The 25,455-nt window shown below is 46.3% G+C and carries 22 protein-coding genes; 14 read left to right on the top strand and 8 right to left on the bottom strand.

Annotation, left to right across the window (positions count from 1 at the left end; all coding sequences use genetic code 11):
* Positions 1-14: 14 nt before the first annotated feature.
* From M3661_RS05200 to M3661_RS05215, 4 genes are all read right to left on the bottom strand, one after another.
* Positions 15-1,154, bottom strand: a complete 1,140-nt coding sequence (locus tag M3661_RS05200) for a glycoside hydrolase family 18 protein (RefSeq protein WP_251482838.1) — start codon at positions 1,152-1,154, stop codon at positions 15-17.
* A 6-nt stretch (positions 1,155-1,160) separates the two neighbouring features.
* Positions 1,161-2,261 (bottom strand): acyltransferase, encoded by a 1,101-nt coding sequence (locus tag M3661_RS05205; protein WP_065291274.1) that lies wholly within the window; start codon positions 2,259-2,261, stop codon positions 1,161-1,163.
* Between the two features lie 75 nt (positions 2,262-2,336).
* Positions 2,337-3,662, bottom strand: coding sequence for a glycosyltransferase family 2 protein (locus M3661_RS05210; protein ID WP_065291273.1), 1,326 nt, complete (start codon positions 3,660-3,662; stop codon positions 2,337-2,339).
* Between the two features lie 488 nt (positions 3,663-4,150).
* Positions 4,151-5,200: an AI-2E family transporter gene (locus M3661_RS05215; protein ID WP_065291272.1), complete on the bottom strand. Its 1,050-nt coding sequence runs from the start codon at positions 5,198-5,200 to the stop codon at positions 4,151-4,153.
* 292 nt (positions 5,201-5,492) lie between these two features.
* On the opposite strand from M3661_RS05215, the gene M3661_RS05220 reads away from it, so the two are divergent.
* The 3 genes from M3661_RS05220 (at position 5,493) to M3661_RS05230 (ending at position 8,415) form a co-directional block, all read left to right on the top strand.
* Entirely contained in the window at positions 5,493-7,181 is a 1,689-nt protein-coding gene (locus M3661_RS05220) for a methyl-accepting chemotaxis protein (RefSeq protein WP_251482840.1), read from the top strand.
* Positions 7,182-7,249: 68 nt separating this feature from the next.
* Positions 7,250-7,531: a hypothetical protein gene (locus tag M3661_RS05225; RefSeq protein WP_251482842.1), complete on the top strand. Its 282-nt coding sequence runs from the start codon at positions 7,250-7,252 to the stop codon at positions 7,529-7,531.
* 191 nt (positions 7,532-7,722) lie between these two features.
* Positions 7,723-8,415, top strand: coding sequence for a hypothetical protein (locus M3661_RS05230; protein WP_065291269.1), 693 nt, complete (start codon positions 7,723-7,725; stop codon positions 8,413-8,415).
* A 324-nt stretch (positions 8,416-8,739) separates the two neighbouring features.
* On the opposite strand, the gene pruA is transcribed toward M3661_RS05230, so the two are convergent.
* Both pruA and M3661_RS05240 read right to left on the bottom strand, forming a co-directional pair.
* Entirely contained in the window at positions 8,740-10,287 is a 1,548-nt protein-coding gene (pruA, locus tag M3661_RS05235) for an L-glutamate gamma-semialdehyde dehydrogenase (RefSeq protein ID WP_065291268.1), read from the bottom strand.
* Positions 10,288-10,379: 92 nt separating this feature from the next.
* Positions 10,380-11,300 (bottom strand): proline dehydrogenase family protein, encoded by a 921-nt coding sequence (locus tag M3661_RS05240; RefSeq protein WP_065291267.1) that lies wholly within the window; start codon positions 11,298-11,300, stop codon positions 10,380-10,382.
* A gap of 283 nt (positions 11,301-11,583) precedes the next feature.
* On the opposite strand from M3661_RS05240, the gene M3661_RS05245 reads away from it, so the two are divergent.
* Both M3661_RS05245 and M3661_RS05250 read left to right on the top strand, forming a co-directional pair.
* Positions 11,584-12,918 carry a sigma 54-interacting transcriptional regulator gene (locus M3661_RS05245; RefSeq protein ID WP_251482844.1) on the top strand — a complete coding sequence of 445 codons (1,335 nt, stop codon included), beginning with the start codon at positions 11,584-11,586 and terminating at the stop codon, positions 12,916-12,918.
* Between the two features lie 59 nt (positions 12,919-12,977).
* On the top strand, positions 12,978-14,288 hold the full coding sequence (locus M3661_RS05250) for a purine/pyrimidine permease (RefSeq protein WP_065291265.1): 1,311 nt from the start codon (positions 12,978-12,980) through the stop codon (positions 14,286-14,288).
* A 95-nt stretch (positions 14,289-14,383) separates the two neighbouring features.
* Here M3661_RS05250 and M3661_RS05255 read toward each other — a convergent pair whose 3' ends face one another.
* Complete coding sequence (locus M3661_RS05255; RefSeq protein WP_142543140.1) at positions 14,384-14,896, bottom strand: DUF2165 family protein; 513 nt, start codon at positions 14,894-14,896, stop codon at positions 14,384-14,386.
* 151 nt (positions 14,897-15,047) lie between these two features.
* On the opposite strand from M3661_RS05255, the gene M3661_RS05260 reads away from it, so the two are divergent.
* The 9 genes from M3661_RS05260 (at position 15,048) to mtnA (ending at position 24,488) form a co-directional block, all read left to right on the top strand.
* Positions 15,048-15,515 (top strand): DinB family protein, encoded by a 468-nt coding sequence (locus M3661_RS05260; RefSeq protein WP_251482846.1) that lies wholly within the window; start codon positions 15,048-15,050, stop codon positions 15,513-15,515.
* 22 nt (positions 15,516-15,537) lie between these two features.
* Positions 15,538-16,062: a GNAT family N-acetyltransferase gene (locus tag M3661_RS05265; RefSeq protein WP_083189148.1), complete on the top strand. Its 525-nt coding sequence runs from the start codon at positions 15,538-15,540 to the stop codon at positions 16,060-16,062.
* A 53-nt stretch (positions 16,063-16,115) separates the two neighbouring features.
* Positions 16,116-16,502, top strand: coding sequence for a DUF2500 domain-containing protein (locus M3661_RS05270; RefSeq protein ID WP_251482849.1), 387 nt, complete (start codon positions 16,116-16,118; stop codon positions 16,500-16,502).
* Positions 16,503-16,626: 124 nt separating this feature from the next.
* The gene (locus tag M3661_RS05275; protein ID WP_251482850.1) at positions 16,627-17,601 is read left to right on the top strand and encodes an alpha/beta hydrolase; all 975 of its coding nucleotides are present in this window, start codon (positions 16,627-16,629) and stop codon (positions 17,599-17,601) included.
* A gap of 771 nt (positions 17,602-18,372) precedes the next feature.
* Positions 18,373-19,491: a sugar ABC transporter substrate-binding protein gene (locus M3661_RS05280; RefSeq protein ID WP_251482853.1), complete on the top strand. Its 1,119-nt coding sequence runs from the start codon at positions 18,373-18,375 to the stop codon at positions 19,489-19,491.
* Positions 19,492-19,602: 111 nt separating this feature from the next.
* Positions 19,603-21,117, top strand: coding sequence for a sugar ABC transporter ATP-binding protein (locus tag M3661_RS05285; protein WP_251482855.1), 1,515 nt, complete (start codon positions 19,603-19,605; stop codon positions 21,115-21,117).
* 2 nt (positions 21,118-21,119) lie between these two features.
* Positions 21,120-22,121, top strand: a complete 1,002-nt coding sequence (locus M3661_RS05290; RefSeq protein ID WP_065291258.1) for an ABC transporter permease — start codon at positions 21,120-21,122, stop codon at positions 22,119-22,121.
* Between the two features lie 25 nt (positions 22,122-22,146).
* Entirely contained in the window at positions 22,147-23,370 is a 1,224-nt protein-coding gene (gene mtnK / locus M3661_RS05295) for an S-methyl-5-thioribose kinase (protein WP_065291257.1), read from the top strand.
* A 17-nt stretch (positions 23,371-23,387) separates the two neighbouring features.
* The gene (gene mtnA, locus M3661_RS05300; protein WP_065291256.1) at positions 23,388-24,488 is read left to right on the top strand and encodes an S-methyl-5-thioribose-1-phosphate isomerase; all 1,101 of its coding nucleotides are present in this window, start codon (positions 23,388-23,390) and stop codon (positions 24,486-24,488) included.
* A gap of 127 nt (positions 24,489-24,615) precedes the next feature.
* Here the strand turns inward: mtnA and M3661_RS05305 are convergent, their stop codons facing one another.
* Positions 24,616-25,377: a DeoR/GlpR family DNA-binding transcription regulator gene (locus tag M3661_RS05305; RefSeq protein ID WP_065291255.1), complete on the bottom strand. Its 762-nt coding sequence runs from the start codon at positions 25,375-25,377 to the stop codon at positions 24,616-24,618.
* Between the last annotated feature and the right edge of the window lie 78 nt (positions 25,378-25,455).

Raw genomic sequence — 25,455 nt, forward strand, 5'->3', positions numbered from 1 at the left:
TTCATTCATTCACTTTACTTGTTCAAGTGCTTCGTTAAATAACTGACGATTCCATCCTTCGCGTCTTGCGAATATTCCCAGACCATTGCACCGCCCAGTTCATGCTCCTTAATGTATGCAATCTTAGCCTTCAAGGCCTCCTCATCTTCATAGGAGATGAAGGTATCCCCATTAAACAAGTAGGCAGCCTTAGCCGTCTCATCAAAATAACGCTTGAATCCCTTCTGATTCAAGTATTTCTTCACGATCGTGCTATAGCTCAGATCGATCTTGTCAATGTCGATAGGCTTGCCGATGGAGAAGTCGCCCTTGCTGCCCGGCTCGCTCTTGACCTTCTCCCATCCATAGGAATAGGCTGGAATGCCCAGCAGTAGCTTCTTGCTGTCTACCTCATGGGCCTTGTAGCGCTGAATAATGTCATGGACACTCTCTTTGGCTTTGCCCTTCGCATCTTTGTACAGATTCGCATTATAGTCGGTCGTATCCGACCATCTTCCAGTTAAGTCATAGCTCATGACATTGATGTAGGAGACGTATTTCTCTATTTCCTTGACGTCGACCTTCTCGAAATACCAATCCTGCGTGCCCGCGGCAAAGGTTAACAAGTACTTCTTATGCACATGCGGGAGTCGGTTCAACTTCTCCCTCAATTCCTTCATCAGCGATGTAAAGTTGACTGAATCCTCAGGGCGTGCCTTAATTGCCCCCCAGGCATCGAAGGCGGGATATTCCCAGTCGATATCGACACCGTCCAAATCCAGTTCCTTCACCATACTAATAATGCTTTCCGTGAACGAATAGCGATTTCCATCCATCGCGGCGTCAGAGAAGCCATCGGCATTATATCCGCCAACGGCGAGCACGAATCGAGTCTGAGGGTGCTGTTCCTTCAGCTTCGTGATTTGCTGCTTAATCCGCTCATTTTCGTCCTTGTTCTCATGGAAATAGATGTTGTTCTTATCAATTCGGGCAAATGCAATAAAGGCGATATCAATCGCTTGATCCTTCCAGTTCATTTGACTGATATCTTTCCAGATTGGAATATACACCGAAGTGATCTTCTGTTCGGCCTGACTGCTCACATTGTAAGCATAGAGAGACATTCCAACCAGCAGAGCGGAAATAAATAATTTCGTATAGAGACTGACCTTCATTCGCGCTTACCCCTTTCCACCGAACAGAACGGTAGTCATGACCTTGCTGAGATTCAACATTTTCACAAGCAGATAGCTGACAGTGAATACGGCGATAACATTGAACACGAGATTGGATGATGTCTGGAGTAGGGACGCTTCTGTTTCGGCCCTTCTCGATACGAGCAGCTCAATCAATAAATGAATGAGATAAATACTGAAGCTTGCTTTCGAAATCGAGCCAATCATTTTTTGCAGCTTGTAATTGACTCGCTCATGCAGGGTTGGTTCCTTCTCCTTAAACCAAATAAACATGGCCACAGCCATGAAAAAGGTCGTAATGGAATAGTTCCCGTAGAAGGTCTCATCCAATATCCCTAGATGTCTAGAAGCGAAGTAGGTGGCCACAGGTGTTAGGAAGAAGGAGACGATGCCTAAATTGAACAATACCTGCTTCCATTTGTCAGGCAAGCCATATGTAAATAAATAATGCCCCAAGATGAAGTAGCCGAGAAAACCTGTGAACAGCGGAATGTTCAATAGTGGGATATTGATATACTGTCCCGTCAGCTTGACGATAATGTCTGAAATGAATCGGTAGCCGATGCTAATGGCAGCCCACCAGGATAAGTAATAGCGCAAATCCCTCTCACTGCATGTCTTAACAAGCTTGCTGATTAAGGGAATCGTCATATAAATGGCGATAATCGCATACAGGAACCAGAGATGGACGTAGTTGCCGTCCGTCAGCAGCTTATAGCCGAAATCCTGCAGAAACGCGAGTGCATTCATCTTGCTGTTAACGATAACGTATTGATTGTAAAGCGCATAAATCAGTGACCAGCTGACTAGTGCGATGACGAGTGGAAGTACTCGTTTTATATAAAAATCCCTGTATGTGGTAATGTTCACCCGCAGCATCATGGCGCCGCTTATCATGAAAAACACAGGAACTGCAAATCTCGATACGGAGTTGAAAATATTGCTGACCCACCAAGACGATGTGTCGAAATCATTCGTTCTCGTCAGCAAATCTGCAGTAATATGCAGCACGATAACGGCGAGAATCGACAGAATGCGTAGTATATCTACATAAATGATCCGATTGCTCTTCCAAATACTCTCCATATTCTCCCTCCCAAATTGAACATGCGGCTTTTTATTTGTTTTATGGCCGCAATGATGGTTGTGCAGATTCAATTATTAACTAATGGTGGCTACGCCTTTGCGTTCTACGAAGCCCCAGCCCTCATCATTATCGAAGTACTTAATGGTGCCGACAATATTCAAGTACAGCAGTAGATTCCGATAAGTGAGCAGTTCGTATTGACTGAACAAGAACATATAGATATAATCTCGGAGCGAGTAGCTGCTGTCGTATTTCTTGCATAAATACAATGAGGTGATGATTTGAGCGGCATTTACGAGAACAATGATGGAGAACAAGATGAGCATTTGTGTGATACTGCCGCCGAATAGAAGCATGTTAATAAGATAGATAATCGTCGTGAACGCCGTAAGGGTTCCCAGCACAAAGCCATCGATAGCAAAAAATAGACTGACGCCTAGGCTGAACTTCTGTGATAGCTGGGACCAGTAGATCAGGATGCAATCTACGAAAGCCTTCTGCCAGCGTATCCGCTGTTTATTGAAGTTCTTCAAATTCTCAGGGCATTCCGTATAGCATACTGCTTCAGGTGCGTAAACCAGCTTCTTCTTCAGTTGATTGGCCTTCATGTATTCATGAATCTTCAAGGTAATGTCGATATCCTCGCCAACGGTGCTGCGGAAGCCATTCACTTGAACCAGCACATCCTTGTAAAAGGCGCCAAATGCACCAGAAATAACGACGATCGAGTTGAACACGGATTGGGTTAGCTTCCGGACATAGAACCCGTGAATGTAATTGAGAATTTGGCTCTTGATTAGGCCTTTCCCCATAAACTTCTCTACGATAACGCCATTTTTCTTCTCAGCACCCTGTACAATCTTGACCGTACCGCCAAGTGCAATAATATCTTCATTGTGGAAATATTGATTGACATACTTCAATGAATTGACTTCAAGCATACTGTCCGCGTCAAGTGTAATGACAATATCCGATTGTGCGCAATCAATGCCGGCATTGAGCGAATCTGCCTTGCCGCCGTTAAGCTTATCGATCACGAAAATATGCTTATATGTAGTAGAGCCATAGATGCCCTTGATCGCTTGATACGTTAGTTTGCCGTCGCCCGTACGCTGAACTGGCTTCAAATCAAGAAGCTCATCTAAACGCTGCAAGGTATTATCCTTCGAGCCATCATTAATAATAATGACCTCGAAGTTGTGGTAATTGACACTGTTCATTGCCTCGATGCAATTTTTGATCGTGAGCTCTTCGTTGTAGGCAGGGACGAGTACGCTGATTGACTTTTCGCTCAGGCCATTATTCAATTGCTTCACCTTGCTGAACAATAACGGAACGATCGTATACAAGAGCTGAAATCCCAAGAAGATGAATGTCGTCATATAGAAAAAATACTGCATTAGTTTCACTCCTTCTCTCTCTAATTCGAACGAAACATGGAAAATCTTCCTTGCTTTGTGGTGATAAAGCGAAAAAGTGTGTAGGTGTGTGTGTATAGCGCGAGATGAATAAAATTGAGTGCTGCTTCAACGAAATAGGGCAGTAGTCCCGTGATGATGTGGTCTAGGTGGAATAGCAGAGCGGTGTATTCAAATATTGACCAAGCGTTTATTCGTGTTTCCATCATCCTCCAATCTGTTAATTAGGCCGTATTCTACCTAATCACAAACTATCCTAATGATTACCATATGTAAAACCGCTTTAACTTTCAAGAAAACGAATACATCACTTTCAATCGTGAGCAGACGAGCATTTTTGTCATTTTTCGTGGAACAGTGAAATTTAGGAAGTCTTTAACGTTGTGAAACATAAATGACATATCAAAAAGAGCCGAGTGCTTAACGCACCGGCCCTTCGTCATGAGATGATAGTGGTTATGGAACAGCTGTTATTCTGTCTTCACAGGTTCTTGCTTCACGCTAACCTCAAGCAGATCCAAGAAGAACATGAATATCGGTACTCCGAGAATCAATCCCCATACGCCGAGGAAATGCTCTGCAATAATAAGAACGGCAAACGTATAGAAAATTGGCAAGTGAACCTTCGCTGACATCAGTTTAGGATTTAAGATATACGCCTCGATCGCATGGATGACGATGACCATAATGACGACGTATAAGACCTTAATCAAGCCACCGATGGTGAAAGCAATCGCACACAACGGAATGAGTGAAATCACAACGCCCATTACCGGGATCAGCCCGAGCAGGAAGATCATGATAGCTAAGCCGAACAACTGCGGGAAGCCGAGCAACCATAAGCAGATTGTGGACAAGATGGTATTCACGATGGCGATAAGGAACTGTGCTTCAATGACCTTGCCAAATGAATATAAGAACTTATTTCCGAAATACTCCAACTCCGAATAAATGAATCCAATCTTGCTCGTTCTGAACTTCTCCGTAAATTCCATGACACGCTTCTTCTCCAGTATGAAGAACAAGCTGAGGACGAAGGAAATGATAGCTCTCGTACCCCATTGTCCAATATCAGAGACCGATTTCACGATAAAGTCGAAGCCCTTGCTCACATAGCTCGCTAGGTCGATCTTCTGCAGCGAGTCTGTAATGTATTGCATGAATTCGAAATCAAAATCGTAATTCATGAAAGCCTTTGAATTATAGAACTGAATAATACTGTTCACAAGCTGCTCAATCTGCGTAATAACTTTCGGGAAGACACTGTATGCTCCACCAATGATGGCGAGCAGCAGCACTGCATAGAGAAGCAGTACGGTAACTTTGTAATTCACCTTTATGATCTTGTTGATCCTCCGATGGAGGAATGTGTGCAGCCTGTCCACTAAGTACGTTAAGATGAACGTTATAAGGATGAGGTGGATCATGCTTCGCATTGCAAAGAGCAAGGCGATAATTACAAGAAGAATAAGGATGCGTTTGACACCAGGACCTTTGAAAAATTCTTTCACTGTTTCCATCGTAAATCTGGGGCTCCTTTGATTGTCACTTGTGAGAGCAGTTCGGTCCCTTGCCATATCTGTTAGAAGAGAACGCTCTTCCTTTCACTGTATTCAAGCATATGACATTCCATACGCGATAGCAAATGTAAGGATTCAATCTTTTACTGAAAAAAGTAAATAACTTTCTTACTTTTTTCTTAAGTAGGCGACATCACTCGGAAATATTGTGAAATTGTAAACTGACAAATGGAATATATTGCGCTAAGATGTGAATGAGACGAGGCGATTGACATAAGAAGGAGAGGCATAAATGAGCATCCGGTGGAAAAACAGAATAGGGTTTTCGATTATTGTCATCTGCATGTTTGCAATTTTTACGTATCAATATAATGCGTCGAGCAATCAGCTGAGCACAATGAAAGAGATAAAGGAACGAACACTTCAATCAACATTGCTCGCAGATAATATGAAGCTGTCGGTCGTTCAAGTTCAGCAGTGGCTTACCGATATTGGGGTTACGAGAGCGCAGGATGGTATGGACGATGGATTCAACCAAGCCGCTAAGTATGTCTCACAGTTCCAAGCAGATGTTCAGCACTTCAAGCAGCTTCATCCAGAGCTGTCCGGCAAATTAGATGAGATTGAGGGATCGTTTAAGAAATTCTATGAGATGGGCCAACTGATGGCGCATGATTATATTGATAAAGGAACGGAAGCGGGGAACCAGACGATGGGCTCCTTCGACCAAGCTTCTGAACAAATTAACAAGCAGATGGACGACATACGGTCGCAGCAATTGGATCGTATTCAGCAGGCGATGGACGCAGTGGAACAGGCGAATCGTTCTCATCAGTCTGTCTTATTCACTTTGCTGATTGCAACCGTTCTCATTGCTGTTACGACAGCTGTGGTGTTGACCAGATCCATCGCTCTATCTATGAAGCAGTTGAATGAATCTGCCCGTGTAATCGCAGACGGTGATTTGCGTCACCCTATTATTCGGACTACAAACGATGAGATGGGGCAATTGGCGAAATCATTTGAGAAGATGCGTGTTGATTTATCCCAATTGATTAGTCATGTACAATCCGCAACAGATATGGTGGCGGATTCGTCAGAGCAGCTTCAGCAGTCGGTATTGCAGACCACGGATGCGACCAATCAATATTCGGTGTCGTTGCAGCGAATTGCTGGAGGCGCCGATGTACAAATGCGTGCATCTGCCGAGAGTGCAAGAGCAGTGGAAGAAATGGCGCAAGGGATTGCAAGAATTGCTGCAACATCTGCTGAGGTTGCTGATTCCGCTCTATATACAGAAAAATCGGCCTCGCGAGGGGACGAACTCATTCGTCAAGCGGAACAGCAAATCGCAGCTGTTCATGAGGCGAACCGCAATGCCTCATACACGGTCGAGCAATTAAGCAAGCAATCTGCTGAAATTCAACAGATGGTAAACGTAATGACGACTATTGCTGCGCAGATTCAATTGCTTGCTCTAAATGCCTCTATTGAAGCGGCACAAGCTGGGGAGCATGGCAAGGGATTTGCTGTTGTTGTATCAGAAGTAAGGAAACTGGCAGATCAGTCTAAGCATGCGGCAGGGCAAATCGCAAGCCTTGTAGGTCAAGTGAATGAGAAGATGGATGCAGCGGTTGAAGCGATGGAAGAGAGCACACGAGAAGTTCTCCTCGGGCAAGAGGCAGTGCTGCATGCTAGGCAATCCTTCCATAGTATCACCCAATCGACGGAACAGGTTGCGTTGCAAATTCAAGACGTTTCCTCATCTACGGAAGAGTTGTCAGCAGGATCAGAGGAGGTTGCAGCTGCATTGTCGCAGTTGAGCGATCTTGCACAGCATGCATTTCAAGAAAGTGAGCTGTTATCTTCCGCATCACAGGTTACATCGACGGCTATGGAAGATATGAATCGATCGGTTACGCGATTAAACGGTCTTGCTGGTGAGCTGCAAGCTTCTGTACGTCATTTCAAGCTAAGCTAAGTGACTGGCATCGAATCGGATTTTTACCTATAATGATAGAGATTGAAGGATGAAGTGAGGGATAATACATGAGTGTAACGATAATGAAGGCATCGATGCGTCAGAATGAAGACAAGACTTATATCGGACAAGTAGTTTTCCAGTTAGAACAATTGAAATCACCGTATGAAGTTAGCTTCTTCAGCAAGAACGGGAAGGATTGGGATTACAACCTGCACTTCACAGCCCAGTCTGGTGACGAAGAAGAATTCTACGAGTTGGATGCGAAGCTCGAAGGAGACGACGATTTGTTCGATGAATTGTTGTCTGCAGCATGGGATACGCTTGAAGCACCTGCAACCGACGTATAGCATATTTGGATGAAGGCAGGACATAAGTTGAAGTGGGTAAAGGATGTGAAGCAGCAGCTTCATATCCTTTTATTTTTTTGAATGGAAGGAAGACATTTTATGAGATGGAATGGTATAATACGGAAACGTAAATGGATTCCAAGACATCACAGAAGCAGGCAGGAAGGTAATCATTGTGTGGAGGTGTAGCCTTGAGAAGGATTTGTTGCCTTGGCTTATTTCTATGGCTGACTATATCCTTCGTAATCCCTGTTCAAGCCGCAGATGTACTACACCGATTGACTCACAACGACCAAGATACGCTGCTTATTGGGCAAGTGATACGAAATGAGAAGGCAGGGGTGGCGATTCAAGTCATCTATATCGTGTCAGGTGAGCAGACGAAGCAAGACATTACAGTTACCTATGCTCAGCAAGCGAATGTGTGCTATGCATGGAATGTTGGGGATATGGCGTTATTCTCACTCGATAGGACGGATACAACAGATAGGAACTATAAGATGAAGTGGGGAAGTTATCCGCTTAAGATTGCAGAAGGTAAGGCGCTTTTGAAGGATGCACAGGTAGAGCCGGACATTGCAGCCTTGCAATACTATGTGAATAGCGGCGGAAAGTCATTATCGTTTGTAATTGATGGAGAACGGGTTCTAGGCAGGTACGACAATGGTGAGATTGTTCGAATTGCGCCTAAGCTGGATCATGCGGCCCAGAAGCATACGGAGGATGGGATTGGGCAGCTGATACGCCCTCATGAATATAATCATCAAGTTAAACAGCTGATAGACATGGATCATGTGGAAAATCGGTATACTCGCGTTATTTGGATTGTTGCAGAAATTCTCGGTTTTATCATTGCGGGTGCCCTATTACTTGGGAAGAGATAACGAAAAGCCATCAATAATGTTACCGGTAACTCAAATACTCGGCATATCTCGACTCAAAACAACCGGATATCACATGATTCGTAATAGATACCAAGCCAAGTTGAATTGTTCTAGCAGGGCATTGATCCTCTAGCCATCGTGGTATTAGGCTGAAGCCCAATGGATTTCTGCACAACAGATGAGAATGAGTGCATCCAGATGGTTCTTGATCATAAAAAAGCCAGCAAGCTGTCTCTGTAACAGAGGAGGCCTGCCGGCTTATCTTGATCGTAGGATAAGTGCAGCAAATCTTAGTAAATCATATCATTGAAGTGAAATTAGAGATTACCACTTCTCTGATACAAGCTTCGCTTGTGTGAAGAGGAGCAGGTAGTCTCTTCCTCCTGCCTTCGAGTCGGTTCCTGACATATTGAATCCGCCAAATGGATGTACGCCTACTAGTGCGCCTGTACATTTACGGTTGAAATACAGGTTGCCGCAGTGCATATGATGGCGCGCATATTCGAGATGCTCGCGGTTCATGCTGTACACTGCACCGGTCAAGCCATAATCGGTATTGTTGAAAATATCGATCGCTTGCTCGAAGTTCGAAGCCTTGCTGATCGCCAGTACGGGACCGAATATTTCTTCCTTCATGATGATTGCTTCTGCATCAACATCTACGTACACTGTCGGTTGGATATAGTATCCGTTGCCATCGGCAATACTGCCTCCAGCTACGAGTCTGCCTTCGCCTTTGCCAACCTCAATATATTTCAGAATACTGTCGTACGCATGCTTATCGATGACTGGACCAATTGGGGCGTTCTCCTCAGCAAGACCTACACGCAAAGCTTGCGTTTTCTCGGTGACGAGTCGAACAACTTCGTCGTATACCGCCTCATGGACAATGGCGCGCGAACCGGCGGAACACTTCTGTCCTTGGAAGCCGAAGGCAGATTGTACGATCGCAGTTGCTGCTTCTTCCACATCTCCGGTTTGATCTACGACGATGCCATCCTTACCGCCCATTTCTGCGATGAAGCGCTTGATCCACAGCTGGCCTGGCTGTGTTTTAGCAACACGCTCATTGATGCGAAGTCCTACATCGCGTGATCCCGTGAAGGATACGAAGCGAGTACGCGGGTGATCAACTAAGAAGTCGCCAATCTCTGAGCCAGAACCAGGAACGTAGTTCACTACACCTGCTGGAAGGCCAACCTCCTCCAATAACTCAACGAATTTCGCTGCAATGACAGGAGAGGCGGAAGAAGGTTTCAGCACGACAGTATTCCCAGATACGACAGCTGCACAGGTCATGCCAGCCATAATGGCAAGCGGGAAGTTCCACGGTGGAATGACGATTCCGATGCCTAGTGGAATGTAAGTGAGACGATTGTCTTCACCAGTAATTGTTGTGATCGGCTGTGGACCACTGAGACGAATCATTTCCCGCGCATAGAATTCTAAGAAATCAATTGCTTCCGCCACGTCTGCATCTGCTTCTGCCCAGTTCTTGCCGACCTCGTATACAAGCCAAGCAGCATAGTCGAACTTGCGGCGGCGCATGACGGCAGCTGCCTTGAACAAATACCCTGCACGCACATCTGGGGCAACGTGCTGCCACTTGGAGAATGCTGCATCCGCAGCTGCAATTGCTGATTCTGCGAGCTCGACGCCAGCTTGAGCAACATGGCCCACAATTTGATCAAGGTCGCCTGGGTTCGAAGAGGTGCTTCGCTTCTCTGTCAAGATTCGCTCGCCGCCGATGACCAATGGGTAGGTATTACCCAGCTGCTCACGCACTCTGAGCAATGCTCCTTGCATTGCCGTGCGATTGCCCTCTGCTGTGAAATCCGTAAATGGCTCATTCCGATAATCGATTACTGTCATCTAGATGACCTCCTTAACGAATGGATACTTAGTAATATGGAGTTGAGTGCTGTCAATTTGTATGAGATGGATCTGCTATAGCATGCAGGATGCTATGCCTTAAACATCGATTTGAGAACGAACCCGACGTTCGCAGGACGTTCTGCAAGTCGGCGCATGAAATATCCATACCAGTCATTTCCGTATGGGACATATACGCGCATGGTGTAACCTTCGTCAGCAAGCTGCTGCTGTGCTTGAGTCCGAATGCCGTATAACATTTGAAATTCGAATTGTGTGCGTGGAATATTGTGAGTTTGTGCGATTTGTTTGACGTGATCGATGATGTGGTCGTCGTGTGTGGCGATCGCGGCATAATTGCCGTTGGCTAGATGTTGTTCAATGATGTGGATGAAATTGCGGTCGACATCAACCTTGTTCGGGTATGCAACCTGTGGTGATTCTTTGTATGCTCCCTTAACCAGCCGCAGATTGGGTTTGTAGCGGTTAAGATGTTCGATATCCTCGCTGCTCTTGTACAGATAAGCCTGAATGACAAGGCCAACCGTGCTGCCGAACTCTTCGCGAAGCTGATTGAAGATGTCGATGGAAGCTTCGTTGCGAGCGTAGTCTTCCATGTCGATGCGCACGAAGTTATTATGACGGCGAGCAGTATCTAGGATGGCGCGCATATGATCCATACAGAGCTGTTGCGAGATGTCCAAGCCGAGCTGAGTTAGCTTGACTGAGAGATTGGACGTAACTTGATGCGCTGCTATTTCATTTAAGGTGCGGATACAATACTGTGCTGATTCTGCTGCTTCCTCTTTGGTGGAAATAAACTCGCCAAGATGGTCGAGCGTGGCTACGATTCCACGATCATTTAATTGCTTAACCGTTGTAATCGCTTCCGAAATTTGCTCTCCCGCGACGAATCGTTTAGCGCCAAATCGCAGTCCGTATTTCTTCGCTGTGCGATTGGCCAGCCGATTCTTCGAGAGAAAGAGAAATGCATTGCGCATGATTGCCTCCATGGCGTGCAGCTTCCTCTCTTTACTGTAATGGTATTTTTACATTCTTCTCATTCGCAATACGTTCATTAGCACTGGAATAAGTGTTCAAAAATTATACACAAATACAATTTATGATTAATTATAATCACATCAAGCGCATAAAGTAAATCATTATTTTAGCATCATATGGAAAATGGGTTGGGCTCTACATGTGCACGGAACAGGTGTCTATTTGTGTTTTCGTTGCTTTTTCCCACTCTTTTTGCCATAATTTAAGAAAAAATAGAGAAGAATCGGTGATAGAATGCTAGAGTCGCAACAAATACAATCATGGCTCGAAGGCGTGTTGAAAGCGACGAATGATGCAGTGACGATTGTTGATCCTGAGGGTACGGTTATCTATTGGAATGGTGCCGCTGAGCGTACGTATGGCATTGAGCGGACTGTCATCGTAGGGCGGAAGATCGGAGACTACTTCCAACGGGAATCGATTATGCTGCTGCAAGTGATGGAGAGCGGACAGGAAGTGCGCGAGGTCTATCATGAACCGCGTCCGGGGATGCATGTGATGATCAATGCCATTCCTGTATTCGATCAGAATCAGGAGCTTATGGGCGCCATTTCGATTGAACGGAATGTAACGCAATATGTGAAATTGAGCGCAGAGATGGTCAGCCGTCCAAGTGAAGAGGGAGTGACGACAGCCTTACTGCCGCTGTCCGCGGAGAAGCAGAGCAGTCTAGGCGCCCTGGCTCGGATGAAGTGTCCGCTGCTGCTAACCGGATCTGCAGGAGCGGGGAAGAAGTCGGTTGCGAAGTGGATGCATGCTCACTGTGGTCGTGAAGGACAGTTCGTCTATGTAAGCTGTAGTGGGATTCCAGCAGGCCTGCTGGAGGCTGAATTGTTCGGCTATGAAGGAGAGCAACCACGAATAGGCAAGCTTGAGCTGGCGCAGAATGGAACCTTGTATTTGAAGGATGTGCATATGCTTCCAACTTCGGTGCAGGAGAGGTTAATAGAAGCACTGCAAGAAGGTCAATATGTTCGGTCGGGAGAGATGGAATCGAAGGAAGCCGTCACGCTCGATGCGCATGTGATAGCCTCGATTCCAGAAGAGAACGGTGAGTGGGCTGGATCTGAGCGGGAACAATCTGCTCAATTGTTGAAGGAGATGTACTATGTGTTTCAGATCGAGCATATTCCTTCTCTCATGGAGCGCCAGCAGGAGCTCCCGGAATTGTCACGCTTCTACTTAAGCGAAGCTGCGGAGAAGGTTGGCGCGGCTATACCGAGTATAGGCGCGGATGCAATGGCGGCGATAACGTCTTATCGTTGGCCTGGCAACATGGCGCAATTGGCCAATGCGATGCAATATGCGCTAGCGTCTCATCTAGGGCGCGGCGGAGGCGGGGTCATTGCTGCTCAGGATCTGCCCGACTATGCCCGGCTTACGACACTGAATGAGTTGACGCAGCCCGAACTCCCGCTGAGCGTTCATTCGGAAGAGATGGAACGAGCGCTTATCTCGGAGACGCTGCAGCGAACGAAGGGCAACAAGGCCAAGGCAGCTAGACAGCTCGGCATATCGCGCGGAGCGTTGTATTATAAGATTAGGCAGTATGGACTGGAAGGTTCATAGCATTACAACTGCATCATAGAATAGACATCTTAGATAGAGATAGGAACAGGTGAGACATCATGAAATTAGGATTGGCCTCATTCCAATGGCTCGTATTTATTTTGGCGGGAAGCCTTGTTGCTCCGCTGGCTGTTGGACATGCGTTTGGATTTTCTCCGCAGGATATTGCGGAATTCATGCAGCGCACGTTTTTGATTATCGGGATATCAGGTATATTGCAGACGATGTTCGGTCATCGGCTGCCGATTATGGAGAATCCGGCTGGTTTATGGTGGGGCGTCTTCGCAGTCTACGGCGGCCTCATCGCGGCAGGAACAATATCGCTCGAAGGCGGACTGCGGCAGCTGGAGATGGGGATGCTGATTGCAGGCGCGCTCTTCATTATCATTGCTGTGCTGCGCTTAACGTCGGCAATTGGCAAGCTGTTCACACCGCTTGTCGTAGGGACGTATCTGCTTCTGCTTGTTGCACAGCTTAGCGGATCCTTCATGAAGGGAATGCTCGGAGTTGGCTATCGTGCCTCTACACATGTAGAGCTTCAGGTTGCGATTCCCGCAATTATTACATTATTGTGTGCCATGCTGCTGCCGCGGAGTTCGAAGGCCTTTTTGCGCAACTATTCTGTGCTCATTAGCTTGTGTATTGGTTGGCTGTTGTTCTATCTGCTCGGCATCACAGAGCCTATACAGCCTTCTGCTTCATGGGTATCAGCGCCTATGCCATTCGCTTGGGGCCTGCCTGAACTGGATTCTGGCATCTTGATGACGTCCTTGTTCGTCAGTCTTCTTCTCATTGCGAATATGATGACGAGCATTCGCGTCATGGAGGGTGTGATGGATAATTCAGGAAAGACATCCAAGCCTGTCAATTATGATCGTACAATGCTGATGATGGGTGCGAATACAGGCTTAGGAGGCATTTTCTCCGCAATGGGATGTGTTCCGATTTCAGGGACAGCGGGCTTCATCATGACGACTCGAATTTATGAGCGTCTGCCATTCGTTATTGCCTGTGTGCTCATTGCAGGGATTAGCTTCTTTCCGCCAGCGACGGCCTTTTTTGCATCGATTCCCATGCCGGTAGGGTATGCAACGATATTCATTCCATTCGCTTCTATGGTCGGATTGGGATTGAAGGAGTTCCAATCGATTCCTATGAATGAGCGCAATCGCTTCATCCTCGGCGTATCTATTATGATGGGGATTGGCTGTATGTTCATCCCGGCTGAAGCAGTTGGGCAATTGCCAGGACTGCTGAAGACTATGGCGAACAACGGATTGATCGTAGGCATGATCCTGTGCATGGCGATGGAGCAGGGAAGCCGCTTGCTGGATCGTAGAGCGGGTCGAACACAGAAGGAAGAATCGTAGGAAGAACAACTAAATTTATCGAAAAGAAAGGCGTCAAATTGGATTTGTCGCCTTTTTCGTATTATAATAGATTGGCAAAATAGGGAAATGGTATATTAGTTCACTTCATCGTTTTTCATTGTTAGAAAAATGAGGACACCCATCATGAATGTAGTCAGTCGATCCGCAGGGAACAAGCCATTCCACTCTGAGGACATCCACATGCCGAACCATTCGCCACCGATTACCTGAAAACCTAGGAACCACACGCACAAGCCAAGAATAAGACCCGCGATCGATACGTTCTTCGCTTTGTGGAAGGATTCTGCATCTGCATGCAAGTGGGAGAACAGGCGAAGTGATCCCCAGATGCAAATGAATGCGACAGCTGCCTCTGTGATGATAATCGCAATATAACCAATATGATGAATCGTCGTTCCCGTTATGGCGCGGTACATAATGTTGTTATCGGGAAATGTGGTGTCCATACTAAGCACATGCTTCACGAATTGGAAGTTCGTATTGTAATCTGTAATATTGCCGAAGGCAACGAGGAACACATACAGCCCGAAGAACATCACGGCTAATGCTTTGGTAAAGCGGATTAACACACCTGTTGAGAGATTCATAGCTGTTACCCCTTTTCTAAGTTTTTCTATGTAATGATTTAACAATACTACTATAGCACCCATGAATATGTTGTCAAACGTTCATATTGGAGTGCGAAAATATCAAATTGCAAGACATACATCATTGACACAAGGAGAGATTTCAATCGACATGGAAGCTCATAAACTATCAATTATTCATCAATTGAATCTAGCTGTTCAATCAATTCGCGGTATCTTGGAACAGGTGACAGAAGAGCAGTTGAATCAGCAGCCTATGCCGCATAAGCGTTCCTTGCGAGACATGCTCGCTCATTTGACTCTCATTTGCGCGGCCGATCTGCATATTATGAACGAAGCAACTCAGACCGATATGGATCGTTTCTATGAAGAACATACACCACATACAATCGAAGAAATGAAGGAAACGTTGGCAGACGCTCACCAATCATTAGTCGAAGCGATGCATTCATGGTCGGAGGAGCAATGGCTTGAAGTCAAAACCGCGTATTGGGGAGTTGCATATTCGCGCTTTGAGTGGATGCTGGAAATCATCCTTCATTTGGCGCATCACCGGGGTCAGTTGTTCACCTTGCTGTGTGAGCATGTGGGGGAGCCTAAGATTGTAATGTTTGAATAGATGGGATTGGAGGCATTACACCATGGGTGGGACTGAGAAGATGATAGAGCTGAGATCGCTCAAGCTTACAGATGGTTATGATATTTACGAGATGCTGCAGGGGATCGGCCCAGGTGAGAATGGCTTCGTCAATAGTGCGTACGGCATAAGAAGAGGCCAATTCCGAAGCTACCTGAGACAGCACTGGAATATATCGCAAGGGATAAATCTAATGCCGCAATATGTGCAGCAGACGATATATTGGCTGTATGTGGATGGCCGACCGGTTGGATATGGGAAGCTTCGGCACAGATTGAATGAAGCGCTGCTTGAACGAGGCGGTCATATTGGCTACGTCATCCGGCTAGATGAGCGAGGCAAAGGATATGGAACGCTCTTACTCCGTGAACTTGTTCGTGAAGCAGCGGGACTTGGGTTGACAGAAGTGCTGTTGACAGTCGATGAAGATAATCTTCGCTCACGAAGAGTGATTGAAGGCAACGAGGGCGTATTAAGCGACACCAAGGATGGAATTTGCAAGTATTGGATTACGATCAAGACGGGGTAAGTTATCAGCCGGGGTTATACTCAGAGTCAACAGATAAAGGAGCAGGGGACTGCATGGGCGTAGGAGGATTCAATGAGCCAGCATCAATGTTCAATCTGATGTCTACGATCTTCCCAATTTTCATTGTTCTGTTTATAGCTGTCTTCATCTTTGTGATTATTAAGGGTATTATGCAATGGAACTACAACAATCAACAGCCTGTTCTAACTGTGGAAGCGAAAGTGACGGATAAGCGAACAGAAGTGTCCAATAGTCATCACGCGGATCATCACAGCCATTATTCAACCCATTATTACGCGACGTTCGAAGTGGAGAGCGGGGATCGGATGGAGTTCCATGTGAAGAAATCGGACTACGGATTGCTGGCCACAGGAGATCGCGGGAAGTTGACATTTCAAGGGACGAGGTTTTATGAGTTCGAGCGGTATCACGTTCGTTGAGAGAAGGATGGTATCATACGCGCAGCTAGACGATACAGTGGGCATGGAACTAGCGAAATGATGTTGGAGCAGCTATCATATAGAGAGACAGACAGAATAGGAACTTTGCAAAGGATGATTGTACATGTGGTGGATTGGAGCGGGTGCGTTCATTCTTATCCTGATTATTGTGATTTCAACGATTGCAGTGAGCCGGTATGCTTTCCGTCAGGTAACGATGTGGGAGAGAAGCACGCTGGACAAAGCATTTGACGCGGTTGAAGGGTTCGGCTTGATGAGCAGGCAGGAATTCGCTGAAATGGCCAAGGAAGATGTATTCATCACTTCGGAGGACGGTCTGACGCTGCGCGGGTACTATATCGAGCCCTATCCAGAGCGCAAGAAAGTCATGATTATCGTCCACGGCTATACGGCAAATCATATTATTGGATCGCAATTTATTCGTCTATTTACCGAGGAAGGCTATAATGTGCTCCTTGTGGATCAACGGAGCCATGGGCGAAGCGAAGGGACGTATGCAACGTATGGCTACTATGAGCGTCAAGACCTCGATCGGTGGGTTGCATGGGTACGTGAACGAGTTGGTCATGATGCCTTCATCGGTCTTCATGGGCAATCGATGGGTGGAGGCACAGTACTGATGTATGCAGGCATTAATAAGCATGCCAAATTCATCATTGCGGATTGCCCCTATTCGGACATGGAAGACTTAATGAAATATCAAATGAAGGAACTGAACCATGTTCCGCATTTTCCATTTATTGCGCTGTTGGAAAGGAACTTGAACCGGATAGCGCAGTTCTCGATGAAGCAGGTGAAGCCGATTCGAGAGGTTGCGAACAAGGACATCCCTCTACTGCTCATACACGGCAAGGCAGACACATTCGTGCCAACACGGATGAGCGAACAGATCTATCAAGAGAAGACAGAGGGATTAACGAAGCTGGTTATTATCGACGATGCTGTGCATGCGAATGCATACCCAACCGATCGTCAGAAGTACGAGTCTGCTGTGCATGAGTTCCTGAAGGAAGTTCAGGATCAATATGACGAGGCGGGAGTCAAGGTGTGGACAGGAAGCAATGCAAACGGAGCATGAAGCGCTGGGATTGGGATTGACGCCAGGTGAATTTATAAATAGCTCCACTTCATATCGATGAAATGGATGAAGGATGACTGTATGATGCAGTTATCCTTTTTTTTTGTCTTCAATTGACAAAAGACGATGGTAAACATGTTCATAAAATGGAGGATATCGACAATAAAAACCAATATCTATGTGACAGCAGCTGAAGTGAAAACCGATGTCGAATCTTTGAAAAAAATAACACTAGTAAGCATATAATTATAGTATAATATAGGCTACCACATGACAAAAAATAGCAGATTTCGATCTCCGCAATCGGGACTCCTTAAGGAAACTCACCATAGAAACGAACCCCCGAACGGTATCCTGACTATATTTCATCCTGCTGCATTCCTGACATTATTCCATGCAATCCTTGAATTTCACGTTTTTGATCGAGAATGATGACCCATCAGTTAGGAGCTTGCTTCTAATTAGGTAGGAGGGGTTATCTCTTCATCTCTTCCTATTCTTATCACTTGCCATTCGCATTATGGTATTGGCTTATATTTTGCCAAGGAGGGATGCCTGCTAACGATGAACACAGGTAAGATGAGTAATTAGGCAAGAGGGGGGATATCACCGCAGCGAAACAGACAAAAAACAACAAGAATCAATAATAAACAATATTATTCGTTGCGATTCCACAATGTAGGTGTTAGTATGAAGTCAATTACAGGAAAATCAAACCAATTTTAGTGCAGGGCATTCATCATTTTCATATGATATCGAGGAGTGTGTTCTATGAAAAGAAACATGTTCAAAGTACTGATCCTATCATTAATGGCTGTAGTTCTTGTTGCAACAGGCTGTTCAACAAGCGGCAAGTCATCCTCAGGCAAGGCCGCCGTAGACAAGGGGGCAATTGCTGATCTTCCACAATCGATTAAAGACAAAGACATAAAAATTATGGTTATTCGCAAAATCGGCGGTGATGACCATACCGCACAGTTTCTAGCTGGAGCCAAACAAGAGGGCGAATCGCTGGGCTTCGTAGTAGATACCTTCTCCGCGAATAACGATTCTGCCAAATTTCATGATGCGATCGCTCAAGCGATGGATAAAAAATATGACGGCGTTATCATCTCGCACGGTGATGATGCGGCAACGGTTGAAGATGTGAAGAAGCTGACGGAAAAGGGAATCCCGGTCGTTACATTTGACTCTGTTCCAGAAGTGTCTTCGGTGAATGGGGTAACCATGACATCACAGGATGATGGCCAATTGGCAAGTCTAGCGCTAGACAGCTTGAATAAGCAGCTTAACGGCAAAGGGAATATTGTATACCTATGGGTAGATGGATTCCCGCCAATGGTAGCTCGTAACGGAATCTATCAGCAATTTTTGAAAGACAATCCTGGTATTAAGGAAGTGGAGCGTTTCGGTGTGGCTGCAACAGACACATCTGTTCAGACACAGAATGCTGTTGCAGCGATGCTGACGAAGCACGGCAAAGGGGAAATCGATGCGATCTTCGCAACATGGGACGCGTTCGCAATTGGAGCAGCACGGGCGTTGAAGGAAGCGGGTCGTGAAGAGGTTAAAATCTACGGTATCGATGTATCGAATGCTGATCTGCAGCTCATGCAAGAGAACAACAGTCCTTGGGCTTCCACGGCGGCAGTAGATCCGAAGGTAATTGGGGCAGTCAATTTGCGCTTGCTGGCAAAGAAGATTGCTGGTGAAGATACACCTTCGAAATATGATTTGAAGCCGACTTTGATTACTCAAGTTCAATTGAACTCCATAGGTGATGCTGTCAACATGGAGAGCCTGAACAAGATTATTCCGGGCTGGGGTGTAAGCACGGACTTCGAAGAAGACTGGATGAAGGCGCTTAAGAAGGCTAACAAGGTGCAATAACAGGTCGAAGCTAGTCTCGCACAGTGACAGCGAACAGGCAAGCGCCGGATCAGACAACTGGTTAGGCGCGCGAAGCGCTTGCCTGCTCATCGTGAACAGGGGGTCAGGGAGATGGGGAAGACGAGCAAGATACTCCTGGAAATGAAGGATATCTCGATAGAGTTTCCCGGTGTACAAGCGCTTAAGAACGTTCATTTTACAACAGAGACGGGGAATGCGCATGCGCTGATTGGCGCTAATGGGGCAGGGAAGTCTACTTTAATGAAGGCATTGTCCGGTGCGTATAGTCACTATACCGGGGGAATCTTGATTAATGGTGAAGCGGTGACGATCCGTTCGCCGCGTCAGGCGAAAAACCTAGGGATTCAGATTGTCTATCAGGAAGTTGATACTGCGCTGATTCCTTACTTGACAGTAGGCGAGAATATCATGTTGGAAGATATGGTTCATGATATGGGGCCGAAGCAATGGATCAGATGGAGGAGACTTCATGATTCCGCTGGGCACATATTGAAGCGAATGAATGTTCAGGTACCAACCAAGAAACTGGTCAGTGAATTAACGCTGGCGGAGAAGCAGATGGTGTTAATCGCGAGAGCAATCTCTACGAAATGCCGCTTTCTTATCTTGGACGAGCCAACAGCGCCGCTAAGTCATGCAGAGACGACTGAACTGTTCCGCATTGTACGCGATCTGAAGGCGAACAATGTAGGGGTAATCTTTATTTCTCACCGCTTGCCGGAACTGTTCGAGATCTGCGATGATATCACGATCATGCGCGACGGGGAACTCGTGACGAAGATGCGGATTGCGGATACCACCCCTGTTGAGACGATTGAATACATGCTGGGCAAGAAGCTTGGCGAGCAGTTCCCAGGGCGTGCATCTTCCATTGGAGGCATGCATTTTGAAGTTAGCAATCTATCTGACTTTCATAAGATTGCAGATATTCATATGCATGTGCGCAAAGGGGAAATTGTCGGCGTCGCAGGATTGGTTGGAGCGGGCAAGACGGAATTATGCAAAGCGCTGTTCGGGGCTTCCGAGATTCAGTCGGGACAGCATAAGCTCGATGATCGACCGATAACCATTCGCAATTCACATGATGCCGTGAAGGCAGGAATTGCGCTTGTTCCCGAAGAGCGGCGCAAGGAAGGGATATTGATATTTGAATCTGTCGTGCATAACATCTCGGCAGCGAATCTATCGAGGTATTGCAAGTGGGGGCCGTTCCTTCAATTTCGCAAAGAAAGAGAAGAGGCAAGAAGGCTTATTGAGGAACTTGGCATTAAGACGCCTAGCGAACATACGAAAGTGCAGAATTTATCGGGCGGCAATCAGCAGAAGGTTGCGATTGGAAAGTGGCTGCTGGCTGATGCGGAAGTATACATATTTGACGAGCCAACCAAGGGTGTGGACGTCGGGGCGAAGAAGGACATCTTCGAGCTAATTACGAGGCTGGCGGAGCAAGGGAAGAGTGTAATCTACGCCTCCTGTGAATTGTCGGAAATCGTAGGTATTACGGATCGTGTGTATGTGCTGTACGACGGACAGATTGTGAAGGAACTGCACACGTACGATACGAATGAAGAGGAATTATTGTTCTATTCAACAGGAGGTAAATAGGTATGAGCATAATTCGGCGTAGTCAAGCTCAAGGACAGACACCCAAGTCGTTTGACTTTTTCGATTTTTTATATAAATACGGCACCATCATTACAATCTTGCTATTGATCGCTGTGTTCGGAACGCTGTCAAGCAGCTTTTTGCTGCCGTCCAATATTATTAATATTTTGCGTTCGATCTCGATTGTAACCATTATTTCTATTGGGATCACGATCTCGCTTGCGGTAGGCGGTTTTGACCTGTCCGTTGGTTCCGTCGCCTCGCTTGCAAATGCGATCGTTATTTCTATGTTCGTATGGCATTCGCAAAATACATTCATCTCGATCATTGCTGCGATCCTGGTATGTCTGATTGCAGGTGTAGTGAACTCGTTCATGATTGTGAAGGTGAAAATACCGGACATGCTCATGACGCTGGCAACGATGTTCATTATACAAGGCTTGGCGCTTACCTATACAAGAGGGGCGACTGTCTCGCAAAATATGGTGATGCCGGATGGCTCGTTCGCAACGGGGAAGATAAGTGCTTTATTTGCTAAGATCGGGCAAGTTCCTTGGATTATTGTCATAATGCTCATTGTAGTCGCTGTTGTGCACGTATTCTTGAACTATACAAAACATGGCAGATATATGTATGTAATCGGGGGAAATATGGAGGCGGCGAAGCTGTCAGGAATCGCCGTCAATAAGTACCGAGTGCTTGCTTATATTCTATCAGCGGGGTTCGCAGCGATTGGCGGCATTATTCTCGCTTCGCGTGTTATGACAGCAGAGGTGAATGCTGGTGCGCCGTATTTGATGGATGCAGTAGCGGCAGCCTTCATCGGCTTCTCCGTAGCAGGTGCTGGGAAACCGAATGCGTTCGGTACATTCATTGGAGCAATCCTGATTGGGATCTTGCAAAATGGTCTTGTCATGATGTCGGTTCCATACTATGCGATGGACATCGTGAAGGGGACGGTGCTCGCATTTGCACTGGCATTAACGTATTACAAGAAAAAATAAGGCTTACGGGAGGGAAAAGGAAGGAATGAAATATACTACGTACTTTACAATGCAAGAAGCAGATGTAATCGACTATGCGTTAACGAAGCTGGATGTATTCTCCGAAGATGCGAGCTTGACCTGCAAGGAGATTGGGGACGGCAACTTAAATTACGTGTTCCGGCTCGTCGATGAGCAGTCGAAGCGTTCTATTATCATTAAGCAAGCAGGCCCTGTAGCACGGATATCGGATGAATTCAAGGTATCTCCTGACCGCAATCGCATCGAAAGCGAGATTCTGAAAATCCAAAATGAGCTTGCACCTGGACTTGTCCCGGAAGTATACAACTATGATCCGATCATGAACTGCTGTGTAATGGAGGACTTGTCCGATCATGTCATTATGCGCACCGCGTTATTGAACCGGGAGCAGTTCCCTCTGTTCGTGGAGCATATTACGACATTTATGGCGAACACGTTGCTGTTGACATCTGATGTTGTCATGAATCATAAGGAGAAGAAAGAACGGGTTAAAACATTTATTAATCCCGACTTATGTGAGATTACCGAAGATCTTGTATATACGGAGCCTTTCTACAATTGTGCGAGAAACGATGTCTACGAGCCGATTCGTGAATTCGCAGCTAAGCATTTGTGGGAAGATGAAGCGTTGCTGCTGGAAACGGCGAAGATGAAGTTTGAATTTATGACGCATACTCAATCTCTGATTCACGGCGATTTACATACAGGATCAATCTTCGTGAAGCAGGATTCGACCAAAGTGATTGATCCGGAGTTCGCTTTCTACGGGCCAGCAGGATACGATGTGGGCAATATTATTGCAAACTTAATCTTTGCCTATGTGAATGCAGAATGTACAATGGAAGCGGGCGACTTGAAGGAACGTCATATGGAATGGATCATTGAAACGATTCAAGACGTTGTTGACCAATTCCAAACGAAATTCTTATCCTTATGGTCAACATCTGTTCTAGATAAGTCAGCTTCGTATCCCGGGTTCGATCGATATTATCTTGATCTGATTATGAAGGATGCAGCGGGTGTTGCGGGGCTCGAATTGTGCCGTCGCACACTCGGCATCGCGCATGTGAGAGAGATTGCATCCATTGCTGATGCTGATGCAAGAGAGCGTGCTGAGCGGATGTGTCTCATCATGGGCAAGCAGCTCATTATGGATCGTTCTGACATGAAGCGAGGCAGTGACTATTTCCGTATCATCAGTTCAAGCAGCGAGATGTACAGCCGATAGAATGGGAGGGTGGAAGGATGAGTCAAGTGAACAGCAGTCAAACAGTCAGCATGATATCGTCAGTTCGGTTAGAGGATGAGAAGAATACGCTAATCATTCTAGATCAGACACGTCTCCCAAATGAAACCGTATATCTCGAGCTTCAGAAGCTCGAAGATATTTGGGATGCTATCTATCATTTGAAGGTGCGAGGTGCGCCTGCTATCGGCATTGCGGCGGCATTCGGGGTATATTTGGGTGTGAAGGGATCCCCTGCGGACACGTATGAGGAATTCTTCGCAGACTTCGGCAAAGCGAAGCAATACTTGGGTTCGTCGCGACCAACGGCAGTGAATCTGTTCTGGGCGCTGAATCGTATGGAAGCAAGGCTGGAACAGGTGCAAGAACGCTCTGTTGCTGAGATTAAGGCAGCGTTGAAAGAGGAAGCAGAAGCGATTCGCGCAGAGGATGAACAGGTATGCGAGAGCATCGGCCGCTATGCATTGTCTCTGCTTCAACCGAACTGGGGCATCTTGACACATTGCAATGCGGGGGCCATTGCAACAGCGAAGTATGGAACAGCTCTTGCACCTATCCATCTCGGCCAAGAGCAGGGCTATCAGTTCAAGGTATACGCAGATGAGACGCGTCCATTGCTGCAAGGGGCTCGCTTAACGGCCTGGGAGCTTAAGGAAGCAGGCGTGGATGTAACGTTGATCTGTGACAATATGGCATCTATCGTTATGAAGGAAGGCAAGATACAAGCTGTATTGGTCGGCTGCGATCGAGTGGCGGCGAACGGTGATGCAGCGAACAAGATTGGCACTTCTGGTGTGGCCATCCTGGCAAAGCATTATGGCATCCCGTTCTATGTATGCGCGCCATTATCTACGGTGGATTTGGAGTGCCAGACAGGCGACGATATTCATATCGAGCTGCGTCCTGACAGTGAAGTAACGAGCAAGTGGTATGAGCAGCCAATGGCGCCAGAAGGGGTTAAGGTATACAATCCTAGCTTCGATGTGACCGATCATTCTCTCATCACAGCAATCATCACGCAGCATGGCATTGCTTATCCGCCGTTTGCAGATTCTCTGCCAGAGATGTTCCGCAAGGAAGCTGCGTCTAAGAAGGGTTGATCGACTGCTTAAAGTAATCGAGTTTATATAATGAGACGAATCCGTATCTAAACAAAAATCCCCTGAGTGCAAATCGACAACGAACAAGGCGATTTGTCTGTCAGGGGATCATTTATTGTACATGTATTTATTCGCATTCGTATAAGGAGATCCCCTTCGTGCTAGTGACCTCATGCCATGTTTCATCCAAACGCTGATCAGTAACAATGGTGTGGATTTGATCCAAATCACAAATACTTGCGAAAGAAGTTCGGTCGAATTTCGTATAGTCCGCAGCTAAATATACCTTGTTTGCCCGTTCTGCGGCAATGCGCCGTACCTCAGCTTGTTGTTCATTGGAGTCTGTCAGTCCATGCTGGATGCTGACTGATCGGCCGGAAATGAATGCCATATCGAAGAAATAGCTCTTCATATTCATTTCCGCATTTCTGCCCAGAGCCGACATGGAACTGGAGGATATACCGCCGCCAATGACAACGAGATGCACTTGTGGACTGTCCATCAATACATTAATAATTTTAATTGAATTGGTTACGACCGTCAGACGCTGCTCTTGAATCTGTTGTGCGATGTACAGCGAGGTGGTAGAGGCATCTAAGAAAATAGAGTCGCCGTTTGAAATAAATTGAGCGCATTGCGCTGCAATTCGCTTCTTGCCATCAACATGGATATGTTCACGGAGCTGGAAATTGATATCATTTTGAACACCATCAGGTATGTACGCACCTCCATAAGTTCGAGTCAATACGCCTTCCTCCTCTAGTTGTTTCAAATCTCGACGAATGGTCTCCTCCGTGACTTGAAATAGTGAAGTAAGCTTGGCGACCGTAACGCTCTTCTCCTCTTGGATGATATCTTTAATTTTCGCTTTTCTCGTAATAGGCAGCATATTGTCCGTTCTCTCCGCTTATGTTTGATTTTAACTCCATTATATCATATCTCCTCTCTATAGCTTGCCAACTTTATA

The sequence above is a fragment of the Paenibacillus sp. MER 180 genome, from assembly GCF_023713665.1.
In the GTDB taxonomy this organism is placed as follows: domain Bacteria; phylum Bacillota; class Bacilli; order Paenibacillales; family Paenibacillaceae; genus Paenibacillus_B; species Paenibacillus_B suaedae.